Source organism: Erysipelatoclostridium sp. DFI.2.3 (genome assembly GCF_019132535.1).
In the GTDB taxonomy this organism is placed as follows: Bacteria; Bacillota_I; Bacilli_A; order Erysipelotrichales; family Erysipelotrichaceae; genus Clostridium_AQ; species Clostridium_AQ innocuum.
Map to the genome: position 1 here is coordinate 262,492 of NZ_JAHOOJ010000003.1, position 13,840 is coordinate 276,331.

The following is a 13,840-nucleotide window of genomic DNA, read 5'->3' on the forward strand; positions in this document are numbered from 1 at the left end:
TCTCCTATTCCGCATGAAACAGCTCTTTCAGCTTATCTTCTTCAAGCTTGGAGCCGATGACACAAAATCTTCCGGTATAGGTTGGCTGCCCTTTTCGAATTTCATATTCTTCCGGAACCAGATCAAAATACAGCCATTCCTTACTTTCAGTTTTCAGCATTCCCTTAGCACGCAGGATGATGCCGTATTCCTCACTATTGGAGAGTTTCTCCAGAATTTGGCGAAGCTCCTCTTCCCCATAGGTGCGTACGGTTTCCATTCCCCAGCTGGTAAACACCTCATCCGCATGATGATGGTGATGATCATGATGATGCCCACAGCTGCAGCTTTCCCCATGCTCGTGATGATGGCCATGGTCGTGACTGCATTCCTCACCTTGCTCGTGATGGTGGTCATGGTCGTGACTGCATTCCTCATCATGCACGTGATGGTGGTCATGGTCGTGACTGCATCCCTCACCATGCTCATGATGGTGGTCATGGTGCTGATGGCATGTCGGACAGATGTCCGCTTCCTCCAGCAACTCCTTTTCCAGTGATTTCTTTTGCTCCATTGCCTCCAGAATCTGTTCTCCGTTCAGCTCATCCCATGGTGTCGTTATCATGGTCGCATGTGCATTATGCCCTCTAATATCATGGGTCACACTTTGCAGCTTTTCCTCATTCAGATTCTGCGTACGGCTTAAAATAATCGTATTGGCATATTCAATTTGATTGTTGAAAAACTCACCGAAGTTTTTCATATACATGCGGCATTTCTGTGCATCCGCAACCGTCGTAAAGCTGTTCATACAAATTTCGGATTCTTCCGCCACTCCCTGTACCGCTTTTATTACATCCGACAGCTTGCCGACACCGCTGGGCTCTATGATGATCCTTTCCGGATGATATTCCGCAAGCACCTTCTTCAATGCCTCGGAAAAATCACCAACCAGAGAACAGCAGATACAACCGGAATTCATTTCCCGGATTTCTATTCCTGCATCCTCCAGAAAACCACCGTCAATACCGATTTCACCAAATTCATTTTCAATCAGAACAATCTTTTCCTTATGTAATACATCCTTGATCAGCTTCTTGATCAGCGTTGTTTTTCCAGCTCCCAGAAAGCCGGAGATAATATCGATTTTCGTCATTCCAATAACCTTCTTTCCTGTTCCTTTGCAGTATTCCCAACGTCTGTTAGTATAACACCAGGATGCGAAACTTTCAAATACAAAACCATCCTCCTCGTAATGCTGAAAGGAAATGCTAACTCCATCTTTGCCCTTCCTTATCATAAAGACCATATTCCATGACAATTGGAACTATACTCTTTATCAGCTGATTCTTATCGGTACAAAAGGCATCCGCGTTCCCAGTCAAAATATTTAATGATGGCTCTGTCATTTTTACTATCCTATTATTTGAAGCAGCATCTTATAGAATTAGCATCACGACCTTTCCTATATATTAAAACCCCTGCATTTGCATACGCAGAAGCAGGGTGTTTCCATGATTTTCTTATGTAAGGAACCTCCAGCTATAAATACCCTCAGGATTCTTTATATTCCTCGTCGATGCCCTCCCAGCATTCCGCATGCCGGATCTTCAGCTTTTGCGGTTCAAACAACGGGTCCTTCCCCTGCTTTTTCTGCTTCGTGTAATCCTTTAAAGCAAGGAAAGCAACATTGCCCAGCAGAAGAATCACCAGGATGTTTTCTATCGCCATAAAGCCCATCAAAACATCGGCCAAATCCCATATGGTGGAAAAATCCGCCTGTGCCCCAAAAAAGATTACGGCAACCGTAAGCAGTCGGAATACAAGAAGTGCCTTCTTATCGTTGATGATAAATTTCAAATTGCTTTCCGCATAGCAGTAATTGCCAATCAGGGAGGAAAAGGCAAACAGGATAATGGAAATCGTTATGAAATGAATACCCCAGGTTCCTACTTCTGCGGAAACCGCTGTCTGCACATACGGCATTCCCGTCAGTCCGTCCCGAATACCGAAATTCAGCAGCATGAACGCTGTTGTCGAGCAGATGAGGATCGTATCTATAAAAACGGATATTGTCTGTACAAGCCCCTGTTTAACCGGATGGGACACATCTGCTGTTGCTCCGGCATTCGGTGCAGACCCCATACCCGCTTCATTGGAAAACAGTCCGCGCTTGATGCCATACATAACACAGGAGCCTGCAAAGCCTCCGAAGATAGCCTGCAGATCAAAGGCTTCCTGAAATATCTGTGCGAATATTGCCGGCAGTCCGCTGATATTGGCTATCGTTATGTAAAGTCCCAGCAGAATATACAACACTGCCATGATGGGAACAATCGTAGAGCTGATGATACCGATGCGATGAACACCTCCGAAGATGACCGCTGCGGTAGCACCCGCAAGAACAAGACCTACCAGCATGGAGGCAGTCTGTATATCCGTTACATAATACTCCAGAGCACTGCTTACATTATATGCCTGCAAGCCGTTGAAGCCGAAGATGAAGCAGGCAATCAGCAATACCGCAAACAGAATACCGAGCCATCTCTTATGCAATGCCTTCTCTATATAATATGCAGGACCTCCGCGAAACTGATCACCATCACGCTCCTTGTAGATCTGTGCCAGCGTGGATTCCACAAAGGCACTGGCACCTCCAATGAGTGCAATCACCCACATCCAGAAGATAGAGCCTGCTCCTCCTGCAGCAAGAGCGGTTGCGACACCGGCGATATTACCGGTTCCTACACGGGAGGCCGTTGATATCATAAGTGCCTGAAAAGAGGATACACCGTCATGGTGATGTGCCTTCTCCCCAAGCAGACGAAGTCCCTCCCCCAGCATGCGAAACTGTACAAAGCCTGTCCGTATACTGAAATACAGTCCTGCTGCGACCAGCAGAATGATCAATATATTACTGTATAAAAATGTGTTTAGATTTCCTAATAGTTCCTGAATGAAATTCACGCATTCACTTCCTTTCTTCTTATCGTACCCCGCATCCATCGCCTCATTCGCTGAAAAGCCCAAATAAAAACACGTTATCGGCGTGTTTAGAATGGAAATACCCGTACAAGTATACCATACTTATATAAAAATTGAAATCCTAGAATTTTAGTGATATATGATTGTATGTCGCAAAACCTTTTCCATCGTGTTATACTTATACATATAAAATAACATTGTAAAAAAGGAGACACACATGAAATATCCGGTATTGCGAACCAGGTTTTTACCTAATTTATATAAGCATTGTAAAAAAGTGCAGGCGCTTCATGTCAGCTATGAGGACCGGGGCTTTCTTTCACAGGATGAACAGCGCGGTATCTGGCTGCAGGATACCAGAGAAAAGCTCTACGAACAGATTGAAGGCAACTTTACGACCTGTCAGGCCACAAGAATATTCTCCCTCCATAAGGAAACCTTTATCATTTTCAAGGATAATCTGACAAAGAAGCTCTTAATAGAATTTCTGGAAAATCTACTCACCGAAATCAGCTATTACTGTGAAGATCAGGTGCAGTTCCGTTACCAGCTTCTCACTGCTGTATTGTTTCAGGATGGCTGTGAGCCGAGAATGACCATGGCGAATAAGCTTGGCAGGGATATTGAAGACAGTGACGAAATCAAACAAAGCACCGTCCTTCTCAAGCCGGGCAGGCCGCCAAGAGGCAAGTATTTCAAAAGCTGGAAGGATTATGAAAAGCAGATGAACGAGCGGAAGGCTGTACACAGCCCTATCGAAAAGCCGCAGCCTCAAAAGGAAGCACCCGTTGATACAGGTGACTATATGTATTACATTTAGGAGTCCTTCAGTATATGGTGTCCAGAAAAGCGATGAAAGCATCGCTTTTTTACCATTTGATAAACTATCACTTCTGTCACCTTTTCTAATTTATTTTTTCATCGTGCTATAATAGAACAGGAGGTATGTTCTCATGTCTGTATATCTGATTCCCCTGCAGTCAGCACTGCTGCTGTTTCCATTTCTTGCGGCGATGATCACGCTGCCTTATATCATTATTCAATATCGAAAATACGGATCGATACTACCGATTCGTGTACTGATCGTGTATTCCTTTATATTTTATCTTCTGTGTGCATATTTTCTCGTTCTGCTTCCCCTGCCGCCAATGGAAGAAGTAGCTAGCTATACAAAGCCGATTGTGCAGCTGATTCCATTTGCCTCTTTAAAAGAGTTCACCATGAACAGCTCCCTAATCTGGAATGATCCCGCCACCTATCTGACAGCATTGAATGAGCCGAGTCTGTATCTGATCATCTTCAACATTCTGCTTACCGTTCCCTTCGGTGTTTATCTTCGCTACTATTTTCAATGCAGCTGGAAAAAGACTCTGCTGTTTACCTTTCTTCTGACCTTATCCTTCGAATGTCTGCAGCTGAGTGCACTGTTCGGTTACTATCCACGCCCTTACCGTCTGTTTGATGTTGACGATCTGATTACCAATACACTGGGCGGCATGCTGGGATATGCAATCACACCGGTATTTGCTCATTTCCTCGTTTCACGAAGCCGTATGGATGAAAAAGCATATGACCGCGGTAGAAGCGTATCCCCACTGCGCAGAGCACTGGCATTTTTCTTTGATAACCTCATCATCCTGTTGACAACAGCCATCATCACTGCGCTGATTCTGATATTACGCGATGAGTTCCTGCTGACAAGCCCTGCCATACGCATCTGTCTTTTATATCTGGCAGTCGTATTTCTGTATCTGTTCATTCTTCCGATACTTATGCATGGCAGAACGCTGGGTAAGGCAGCTGTGAAAATCAAGCTTGTGAGCATGGATGGGCATCCACCGCACTGGTATCAGTATCTGCTTCATTTTATGATTCTTTACGGTCTCATCCTGCCTGCACCGTTTTATATTTTTCATTGTGTGCTGGCCTTTCTAACGCAAAGCGCTGCAGCGCACCACTGGATGTACGGAGGAGCCGTACTCATTCTGGCTGTCTTATATATGGTGACCATGTATCAGTGTATCCTATCTTTGTTTGATAAGGATGCCATTCCCTGGTATGACCGATTCCTGCCGATAAAAAATCAATCCGGCATACAAGGGCTTAAAAAGGAAGTGACAGGTTCAGATACTGCCTCAAACACAGAGGATGATACCAGCACAGCAAACAGCTGACTTGCTTCCTTGAGAATTGACCATAGGATCTAGAGGGAGGAATCCGCATTGGCACACATCAGAATGAATTCGTACGGAATTTGTGCACTTTCGCCAATATACAGGAAGATTCCCTTAGAAAGCATACAAAAAATCCTACATAGAGTCCATACAGATTCTGGTAAAAACATAACACGTAAAAGCAAACAGCGCTGTTTTGACAGATGCTGTTTTTTTCACTGGCTGCCATATGTCTTCGACTTTGCGGCATCCCTATTCTCATGAACAAATTGAAAAATGACATCAGCTGTGCATAGGCATTGCAGGATTCTTTGCTTCCATATAAAAACAGGCAGACTACATCCGCTATGCTTCCTTTCATCATAAAAGCACAGCAGCCTTCCACAGACTGTCTGCTTTTGCGCCTCGCGAACAGTTTGTCAGCTTACCATTGAAAAGATGCAGTCTGCTTCATACATCGACTGCATCCATATAGTGTGTCAGCTTCTGAATAAAGGAATCATAATCCTGACAGGTTACCAGCTCATTGAGAAAGGAGGGCTCACTTAAAATCTCAATCAGATGATCGAATATCTGCGCAAACAGCTTTCTGGAATCATCATGTACCCCCAGCAGTGTGACAATATGAACCTCATGCGTTCCCCATTTCATACCCTGCGGACACAAAACCACACTGATAAAGCTTTTCTTTGCATTGCTTGCCAGTGAATGCGGTACGGCGGCATCCTCAAAAGCTGTCGAAGACATATGCTCACGCGCAAAGACATCCGTTGTAAAAGAAGCATCGGCATAGTCTAGACGGATGGCATCATTGCACAGCGTCTGAATCAGCTGGGTGCGATCCATGTTCATATTTGTATAAAACAGTCTGGGATCAAACAGATCAAATAAAAACTCCTTCAGCTTATTCTTATTTTTTTCAGCCAGCATTTTGGTAATTGTGTTTTCAAGCTGATTCATATCCTTTTCAATTAAAAAGGGATGAATGATGATGGATGGCTGAGGGAATGGTGTTTCTACAGTCGATATAATCAAATCCGCATGCAGAAGACTCGGCTGATATGAATGGATGGACATCGCATACTTGATCGTCACCTTGTCCTCAAAGCGGCGACTGATCTTTTCCAGCGTGTTTTGATGAAGACTATAGTAATCCGCATAGAGAAACAATACGGTCAGCTTATTTTTTGATTGTACATTATTTTCAAAATAGCTGCCGATATGGAAGGAGATAAAAGCAATTTCATCCTCATTCAAAATGATGTCATACATATCCTTAAACTGCTGTGCGATATAAACGGCAATATCATAGATCAGGGGATAGGTCGATTTTATCTTTGCCGTCAGCGGATTTTTAGCATAGTAATTATGCTCTACGCGATTAAACAGATTCTTGACATGAATCGTAAACTTTGCGATAAATTCCTCATCAAAGGGGTCCAGAAGATAGCATTCCTCCACATTGTGTATAACGGTATGGGCGATATCTATATACCTCTGTTCAATGAAGGAGGAAATGTTGGAGCCGCTAATGAAGGAATAATCGATCATCGTGGTGTTATTCATAATAATCAGGGTAAGATTATATAATTCCGCATCATTGATCTGTATCGCATATGCCTCTTCAATATATTCCCGGATTTCTCTTGCCACCGTATACTGCGGCGTTTCGAAAAACGGTGTGAGGTCCACCTGCTCATGCAGGATACAGCTGCTGCGGATGCGATCGATCATCACAATCAAATGCAGGGCTGTATTGTTCAGCGTATAGTCATTCGCAAACAGATTGTTGCGTGAAAAAATATCGGAAAGATTCTTCCGGAAATCCCAGAAGTGATAATGATAGGTCAGCAGCCGCACCTCATCTTTTAAAACAAAATTATCATAGGAATCACTGGTAATCAGCCGGCTCATCAGCTGGCGCTTTTCTTTTTCACTGCCGTCGATAAACAGCACATCCTTTTCCTTGCGAATACCGATCTGATACGCGGATATCATTTTGCGAATACTGCGGATATCGTTATCCACTGTAGATTCACTGACATAAAGCTCCTGTGCCAGATCAAAGATATCAATGCCGTTCTTGGAGGAAATCAGCTTCTGTATTATCAGATTCTGCCGTGTCTGCGGGGTTTCCAGATTATGCTTTCCGCTCTCCCGATAACGCAGATACTGCTCCGTGCTGCTTAGCTTATAGCCCTTGTTTGTGGAAATGACCAGTGGTTCTTCGACATGCTCTTCATTCAGGATACTGATGTATTTGCGAATCTGGCGGGTGGAAACGTGAAGCAGTTGGGAAAGCTCAGCTGCGGAAATCCAGCTTTCATAGTGATGCCATAAATAATCCAGCAATGTCGATATATTATCTTTCATGTTCAATCACTCTCCTGCCTTATCCCCCTGTAAACAATGATAGTATTACATGATAAGTATACGTGAATTCGAAAATCCGCTCAACTTAAAAAAGTTCCGTGCACTAGGAACTTTTAAAATTTGTCTGTTTCGGCTGCATTCGTTATACTGAGGGTGTCGATAAGAAAGGAGGGCAGTCACACTGATTGGTATAAGAAAAAGAGACATATCACACGCTGAATCGCTTCAGCCAAGTACGGGAATACTTTGATACATCTCTTCTATATTCTAACACCAATCCAGAAAAATTTCATTCATTATTAAAAAAAGTCCGTGGAATGTTAAAAAGCTTACGGACACAAAGGAGATCATTATGAAAAACATTTTATTAGTTTGCGGTACAGGAGCCAGCAGCGGCTTTATGGCGAAGAACATCCGACAGGCCGCAAAAGCACGCAACATCGAAATCGGAGTAAAGGCACGAAGTGATTCTGTTGTAGAGGACTACATCGAGGATATCGACCTGCTGCTGGTAGGTCCGCATCTGAGCTATATGCTGCAGGATCTGGAGGACATCGCAGAGCCCCATGGCGTAGCTGTACAAATCATACCGAAGGATGCCTACGGCGAGTTAGACGGGGATGCCGTTCTTGATTTCGCATTACCCTTCCTTGAAGACTAATGCATCAAAAGCTTTCGCTTTTAAAGTAACTTAAACAAAATGAAAAAATGAGGAGAAACATATGAAAAAATTCATGGATTGGATGACGAACAAATTTGCTCCGAAAATGAACAAGCTTGCGCGTAATCCCTGGATTGCGTCTGTACAGGAAGCGATCCTAACTGCAATGCCAATGATCTTTATCGGATCATTTACAACAATACTAACAGCCTTTGGAGGTCTGATTGACGGGTTCCCGGATTTCAGTCCATTGTCAACCTTCTCTTTGGGTCTGCTGTCCCTGTACCTTGCCTATCTGGTGCCTTACCTGCTTATGGAAAAGAAACGGCACAATAAGACAAAGAAGGAAGCAGGTCTGGCAGGTATCGGTTTTTTCCTGATGCTGGTAGGTCCCACCTTTGATGAAGCGGGTAACATTCTGTTTCAAAGCTCCACGCTTGGTAACGGCGGTATGATTGCGGCCTTAATGGCAGGCTTGTTTGTAGGCTTTGTGATGAACGCATTCTCTACACATTCCTTCTTTAAAGAAGACAGCGCTATTCCGGATTTCATCACAGTCTGGTTTGATACACTGATTCCGATTCTCATTATCCTGTTCGTCGGATGGCTGTTTATCTTCCAGCTGCACATCAATATCTTTGACTGTATCTATACCTTATTCTCTCCGATCTTGAGTGCGGGTGACAGCTTTCTCGGCTTTGTGGTACTGTATTTCTTCGGCTATACCTTTTTGTACACCTTCGGTATTTCCACATGGGTCATCTATCCAATTGAATCAGCTTTGATTTTACAGGGAATGCCGCAAATCAGGCGGCTGTCGCTGCCGGAAACGCAGCATCTGTCATAAATGCAGACGGAGTTTCCTATTATTTCACCCTCGGCGGAGGCGGCTGTACCTTGGCGCTTGGACTCATGATGCTGTTTATGGCAAAATCAAAGAAATGCAAGGTCATTGGCAAGGCTTCCCTGGTACCGAATTTATGCAATATCAATGAACCCCTTGTATTTGGTGCACCAATCGCATTTAATCCGATTCTAATGGTTCCTATGTGGATAGTCGGATTGCTTGCCCCTGCATTGACCTGGCTTGCCTTATACTTTGATATCCTGCCGAAAATAACGACCTTATTCTCCTTCTGGTATCTGCCTGGACCAATCTGCTCCTATGCAGTTGGCGGCATGATCGGTCTGTTGTTTACCTTCTTCATATTCGTCTTATCCTGGATTATTTATTATCCGTTCTTCAAGGTATATGACAGACAGTGTATGCAAAAGGAAGAAGAGGATGAAATGAAAAAGGATCAGCTGGCAAAGCGCAAAGCAATGCGTGAGCGTACAGAAGAAGCATAGAAAGGAAGGGTGTTATGAAAAAAACTACGATCGAACAGCTTAACAGTGCCGCTATGCAAATCATCTTACATGCAGGTGATTGTCGCAATCTGTTGAATGAGGCAGTCAATGCCCTCCTGGAAGATAAAAGTGAGGAGGATATAAAGGCTAAAATAACCGCTGCAAAAAAAGAAATAACGAAGGCTCATGTGATTCAGACCGAAATGATACAAAGCTCCATCAATGAGGATGAACTGCAAACAACATTGCTTTTCACACATGCACAGGATACACTGATGACCATCAACAGCGAGGTCAACTTAACACAGAATATGATACGTCTGTATAGAAAGCTGGAGAAATAATATGTGGAAAACAGCAACCGGATTTCCGAAGGGCTTTTTATGGGGTGGTGCTATTGCCGCAAATCAGGCGGAGGGCGCATGGAATATCGATGGAAAAGGGCCGTCCATGGCTGATATCGAAATTCTTCCGGAACACTATGACCGCAAGCATGTCGTTGGATTTACACATACCGCTCAGCAAATCAAAGAAGCACTGCAGGATAAGGATGGCTATTATCCAAGAAGGCACGGCATTGATTTCTATCATACCTATAAGGAAGATCTTGCACTGATGAAGGAAATGGGATTCAGCTGCTTTCGTACATCCTTCAACTGGACCCGCATTTTCCCAAACGGGGATGAGGATCTGCCGAATGAAGAAGGACTGAAATATTACGATGCACTCCTTGATGAAATGTTGAAAAACGGGATTGAGCCTGTCATGACCGTTTCTCATTATGAAATGCCGGTTCATCTTATTACAAAATACAAGGGCTGGTATGCGCCTGAAATGATTGATTTCTTTGTCCGCTTCTGTGAGGTACTGTTTAAACGGTATCATAAAAAAGTAAAATACTGGATACTATTGAATCAGATCAATTCCCTTGGCGGCTGGGGAGAATTCGCCAGTCTGGGTATGGTGGAAGACGGATATGAGAATTGGGAGAGCACAAAATATCAGGCTACGCATCATCAGTTTGTCGCATGTGCAAAAGCCACAAAGCTGGCGCATGAAATCGATGCGGGAATGCAGATTGGTATGATGCTGGGAGATGATGCATTATATCCTGCCACCTGTCGCCCGGAGGATGTTTTTGCTAATACGCAGCGGATGCAGATGAGCATCTATTTCTACAGTGATGTTTTACTGCGCGGGGAATATCCCGGTTATGCTCTTCGTTATTTCAAGGATCATCAGATACAGATCCATGCAAAGGAGGAAGAACTGAAGCTGTTAAAGGAACACCCTGCAGATTTTCTCTCCTTCTCTTATTACTTCACCCGAATCGTAGATGCGTCGCAGCCTCAGCCTAAAGAAAATCCGTATTTGGAAACCTCTATCTGGGGCTGGGCTACCGATCCTCTCGGATTCCGAAACTCTTTGAATCAGTACTGGGACCGTTATCATGTTCCTATCTTCATTGCGGAGAACGGACTTGGTGCGATTGATACGGTCATTGACGGACACATTCATGATGAGTACCGTATTGCTTATCTGCGTGAGCATATCAAGGCCATGAGGGAAGCCATCCTCGACGGGGTTCAGGTATTTGGGTATGCATCCTGGGGACCAATCGATATCGTCAGCTGCTCACAGGGAGAAATGAGCAAGCGCTATGGCTATATTTACGTGGATCGTGATGATCGCGGTAACGGCAGCAATGCACGAATTCGAAAGGATTCCTTTACCTGGTATCAGCATGTAATTCAAACAAACGGTGAAGAACTGTAAAGCAAAAAGGGATGCCGTATGCATCCCTTTATCATAAATGGAAAGGAGAAATTCTGCAAGAAACGCAGAATCAGACAGATATATGAAGCAATTAAAAAAAGGATTTCCAGCAGATTTTTTATGGGGAGGTGCCATTGCAGCGAATCAGGCAGAGGGTGCTTTTCTGGAAGGCGGGAGAGGATGGAGTGTTGCGGATATTCTCAAGGTGCAGGATAAGGGTGATCTTAAAAAGAAATCAAACAAGGAGACATCCATGAAGGATATCGAAGCTGCTCTGCAGGATACAAAAGGGTATTATCCTAAGCGCTATGGAATTGATTTTTATCACACCTACAAGGAAGATCTAAAGCTGCTGGCAGGCACCGGAATGAACTCCTTCCGCACCTCGATCAGCTGGTCAAGAATCTTTCCCAACGGAGATGAGACTACTCCAAACGAAGAAGGTCTACGCTTTTATGATAATCTGATCGATGAAATTATTAAAAACGGCATGGAGCCATTGATTACCTTATCACATTATGAAATGCCGCTGCATCTGGCAACTGCTTATAATGGATGGAATCATCGCAAAACCATCGATTTCTTTGTAAAATATGCTGATACGGTTATGCGAAGATATAAAGATAAGGTAAAGTACTGGATTGTTGTCAATCAGATCAACCTGATTCATCACGAATCCTTCAATCATCTGGGAATCCCCAGTGATCGCGTTTCTAACCTTATGGAAGCGAAATATCAGGGAATACACAATGAATGCACAGCAAGTGCTATCGTAACAAAAATAGGACATGAAATAAATCCGGATTTTCAGATTGGGATGATGGTATACGATGGTCTAAGCGAACCGCTGACATGTAAACCGGAGGATGTATTTGCGAATATGCAGCGTAATCAGCGTGAATATTTCTTCTCTGATCTTCTGCTGCGCGGAGAGTATCCGGGATATATGCTTCGCTATTTTCAGGAGCACGATATACGGCTGGATATCCGGGAGGAGGATGAGCGCATGTTAAAGGAAAACCCTGCAGATTTTCTGGCGATTTCCTATTATTACACGTGTGCATCTTCCAGCGAAAGCAATTCCTGTGCTGATGTAAATGATGATGGGGCGGTATCCAATCCTTATATAGAGGCTAGTGAATGGGGCTGGGGAATCGATCCGCTTGGTCTGCGAACGGTGTTGAATTATTATTATGATCGTTATCAAAAGCCGATTATCATTGCAGAAAATGGATTTGGGACCTTTGATGAAATCAGTTCGGACGGATGCATTCATGATGAGCGCAGAATTGCTTACCTTCGGGAACATATCCGAAACATGAAGGAAGCGATCATGGATGGAGTAGAGTTCATCGGCTATTATCCATGGGGTCCCATAGATATTATCAGCTGTTCCTCCTCCGAGATGAGTAAGCGTTACGGATTCATCTACTTCGATCAGGATGATTATGGAAACGGGACAAAGCGTCGGCTAAAAAAAGACAGCTACGACTGGTATCGAAGTGTGATTGATTCAAATGGTGAAAATCTGTGATAGGTGAATATCCGGAAGCATTCGTTCAATACGAGCAGCTGAGCTTAAAATATCGTCCGTTTTTACATGTATAAGGCGTTACGTTCAAAGCTCCAGTGTATAAAAGAGACCTCCTGGTATAATATAAGCAAAAAAGAGAATTTAAACTACGAATAACGCGTAGGATTTCATTCTCTTTTCTTATTTTTCTTACCAAACTCGGCTTAATTGAGGTTATTTAAAATCCGGAAATATCCATGTTAGGATATCTATGATTTTACCTATAAACCTACCTTGCTCATCACATTTCTTCTTTTCATTGGCCACATATGCAATTTGTTCTCGGGTAAAGCCTTCCTTCAGCAGATCTTCTACCTCTTTATCAGTCATCATTTCTTTAATAAGATTCTCCAGCTCTTCTTTCTCAACGAACGGCGTATTTTTTTCAGGTGTTTGTTTTTTGATTTTATTTCTCACTTATAATTACCACTTGGGGCTAAAACACATTGGTTGCCATTAGAAAGTTTTACAGACTGTAAATTCTGCTGTTCATCTGCATAAGCATCAGTCATGTTGCTGTATTTGTTCCATGCAAACTTAACTTTATTTATTAACTCTGCTTTTATTATTTTGTTTGTAGCCTGTTTTACTACACCGCCTGCAGCCATCCATCCTATTAAAATTGGAATACCTTTCGATAAAATCCAGATTTTAATGGTCCAAATGATTCTTCCGTTTACATATAATTCACCTTCGATTACCTCAACTTTTTGGCCCTCAAAAGGAGTGTCCTTCAGATCCTTCTCCGAAAATACATAATTTGTGTTTTTAAGCTGTTCTTTTTGACTTTGGCTGTATGAATCTGTTTCTTCAATGTGATTTTCCGGTATTTCTTTGGAACTTACAGTGTACTTTACATCACCTAACACTCCAGCACAAAGACATAATGATACAATGATAGCTGCTATTTTTTTCATATGATTCGCCTCCTTCAAATAGTTCTTCTATCACCTACATCATATCAAAATA

General features: G+C 43.2%; 13 protein-coding genes. 8 read left to right on the forward strand and 5 right to left on the reverse strand.

The genetic code is table 11. The features are described 5' to 3' along the window. Positions 1-4: 4 nt before the first annotated feature. Together KSZ58_RS05075 and KSZ58_RS05080 are read right to left on the reverse strand one after the other, a co-directional pair. The gene (locus KSZ58_RS05075) at positions 5-1,135 is read right to left on the reverse strand and encodes a CobW family GTP-binding protein (protein WP_009588827.1); all 1,131 of its coding nucleotides are present in this window, start codon (positions 1,133-1,135) and stop codon (positions 5-7) included. A gap of 398 nt (positions 1,136-1,533) precedes the next feature. After that, positions 1,534-2,985 (reverse strand): sodium:alanine symporter family protein, encoded by a 1,452-nt coding sequence (locus KSZ58_RS05080; RefSeq protein ID WP_009588759.1) that lies wholly within the window; start codon positions 2,983-2,985, stop codon positions 1,534-1,536. Between the two features lie 196 nt (positions 2,986-3,181). Between KSZ58_RS05080 and KSZ58_RS05085 the strand changes: the two genes are divergently transcribed. After that, positions 3,182-3,784, forward strand: coding sequence for a hypothetical protein (locus KSZ58_RS05085; protein ID WP_009270587.1), 603 nt, complete (start codon positions 3,182-3,184; stop codon positions 3,782-3,784). A 133-nt stretch (positions 3,785-3,917) separates the two neighbouring features. Then, the gene (locus KSZ58_RS05090) at positions 3,918-5,138 is read left to right on the forward strand and encodes a VanZ family protein (RefSeq protein ID WP_217752627.1); all 1,221 of its coding nucleotides are present in this window, start codon (positions 3,918-3,920) and stop codon (positions 5,136-5,138) included. 450 nt (positions 5,139-5,588) lie between these two features. Here the strand turns inward: KSZ58_RS05090 and KSZ58_RS05095 are convergent, their stop codons facing one another. Next, a complete protein-coding gene (locus tag KSZ58_RS05095) occupies positions 5,589-7,511 on the reverse strand; it encodes a BglG family transcription antiterminator (RefSeq protein WP_217752628.1) in 1,923 nt (640 codons plus the stop codon). Between the two features lie 352 nt (positions 7,512-7,863). On the opposite strand from KSZ58_RS05095, the gene KSZ58_RS05100 reads away from it, so the two are divergent. The 6 genes from KSZ58_RS05100 to KSZ58_RS05120 all read left to right on the forward strand — a co-directional run bounded on the left by KSZ58_RS05100 (position 7,864) and on the right by KSZ58_RS05120 (position 12,832). Continuing rightward, positions 7,864-8,172 carry a PTS sugar transporter subunit IIB gene (locus KSZ58_RS05100; protein ID WP_002605869.1) on the forward strand — a complete coding sequence of 103 codons (309 nt, stop codon included), beginning with the start codon at positions 7,864-7,866 and terminating at the stop codon, positions 8,170-8,172. Positions 8,173-8,233: 61 nt separating this feature from the next. Then, on the forward strand, positions 8,234-9,019 hold the full coding sequence (locus KSZ58_RS22585) for a hypothetical protein (RefSeq protein ID WP_233104434.1): 786 nt from the start codon (positions 8,234-8,236) through the stop codon (positions 9,017-9,019). After that, a complete protein-coding gene (locus KSZ58_RS22590) occupies positions 9,016-9,522 on the forward strand; it encodes a PTS transporter subunit EIIC (RefSeq protein WP_233104435.1) in 507 nt (168 codons plus the stop codon). Before KSZ58_RS22585 ends, KSZ58_RS22590 begins: the two co-directional genes overlap by 4 nt. Before the next feature lie 14 nt (positions 9,523-9,536). Next, on the forward strand, positions 9,537-9,866 hold the full coding sequence (locus tag KSZ58_RS05110; RefSeq protein WP_008816645.1) for a PTS lactose/cellobiose transporter subunit IIA: 330 nt from the start codon (positions 9,537-9,539) through the stop codon (positions 9,864-9,866). Between the two features lies 1 nt (position 9,867). After that, a complete protein-coding gene (locus KSZ58_RS05115) occupies positions 9,868-11,298 on the forward strand; it encodes a glycoside hydrolase family 1 protein (RefSeq protein ID WP_008816644.1) in 1,431 nt (476 codons plus the stop codon). A gap of 82 nt (positions 11,299-11,380) precedes the next feature. Then, positions 11,381-12,832, forward strand: coding sequence for a glycoside hydrolase family 1 protein (locus KSZ58_RS05120; protein ID WP_009270591.1), 1,452 nt, complete (start codon positions 11,381-11,383; stop codon positions 12,830-12,832). 213 nt (positions 12,833-13,045) lie between these two features. Here the strand turns inward: KSZ58_RS05120 and KSZ58_RS05125 are convergent, their stop codons facing one another. Next, positions 13,046-13,288 (reverse strand): hypothetical protein, encoded by a 243-nt coding sequence (locus KSZ58_RS05125; protein ID WP_009270592.1) that lies wholly within the window; start codon positions 13,286-13,288, stop codon positions 13,046-13,048. Next, a complete protein-coding gene (locus KSZ58_RS05130) occupies positions 13,285-13,788 on the reverse strand; it encodes a hypothetical protein (RefSeq protein WP_008816641.1) in 504 nt (167 codons plus the stop codon). The genes KSZ58_RS05125 and KSZ58_RS05130 overlap by 4 nt, the downstream gene beginning before the upstream one ends. Between the last annotated feature and the right edge of the window lie 52 nt (positions 13,789-13,840).

Excerpts from the sequence above, each read along its gene's own strand:
- KSZ58_RS05115 (WP_008816644.1), top strand. The coding sequence starts at position 9,868 with ATGTGGAAAACAGCAACCGGATTTCCGAAGGGCTTTTTATGGGGTGGT.
- KSZ58_RS05075 (WP_009588827.1), bottom strand. The coding sequence starts at position 1,135 with ATGACGAAAATCGATATTATCTCCGGCTTTCTGGGAGCTGGAAAAACA.
- KSZ58_RS05080 (WP_009588759.1), bottom strand. The coding sequence starts at position 2,985 with ATGGATGCGGGGTACGATAAGAAGAAAGGAAGTGAATGCGTGAATTTC.
- KSZ58_RS05095 (WP_217752628.1), bottom strand. The coding sequence starts at position 7,511 with ATGAAAGATAATATATCGACATTGCTGGATTATTTATGGCATCACTAT.
- KSZ58_RS05100 (WP_002605869.1), top strand. The coding sequence starts at position 7,864 with ATGAAAAACATTTTATTAGTTTGCGGTACAGGAGCCAGCAGCGGCTTT.
- KSZ58_RS22585 (WP_233104434.1), top strand. The coding sequence starts at position 8,234 with ATGAAAAAATTCATGGATTGGATGACGAACAAATTTGCTCCGAAAATG.
- KSZ58_RS05120 (WP_009270591.1), top strand. The coding sequence starts at position 11,381 with ATGAAGCAATTAAAAAAAGGATTTCCAGCAGATTTTTTATGGGGAGGT.
- KSZ58_RS05130 (WP_008816641.1), bottom strand. The coding sequence starts at position 13,788 with ATGAAAAAAATAGCAGCTATCATTGTATCATTATGTCTTTGTGCTGGA.
- KSZ58_RS05110 (WP_008816645.1), top strand. The coding sequence starts at position 9,537 with ATGAAAAAAACTACGATCGAACAGCTTAACAGTGCCGCTATGCAAATC.
- KSZ58_RS05090 (WP_217752627.1), top strand. The coding sequence starts at position 3,918 with ATGTCTGTATATCTGATTCCCCTGCAGTCAGCACTGCTGCTGTTTCCA.
- KSZ58_RS05085 (WP_009270587.1), top strand. The coding sequence starts at position 3,182 with ATGAAATATCCGGTATTGCGAACCAGGTTTTTACCTAATTTATATAAG.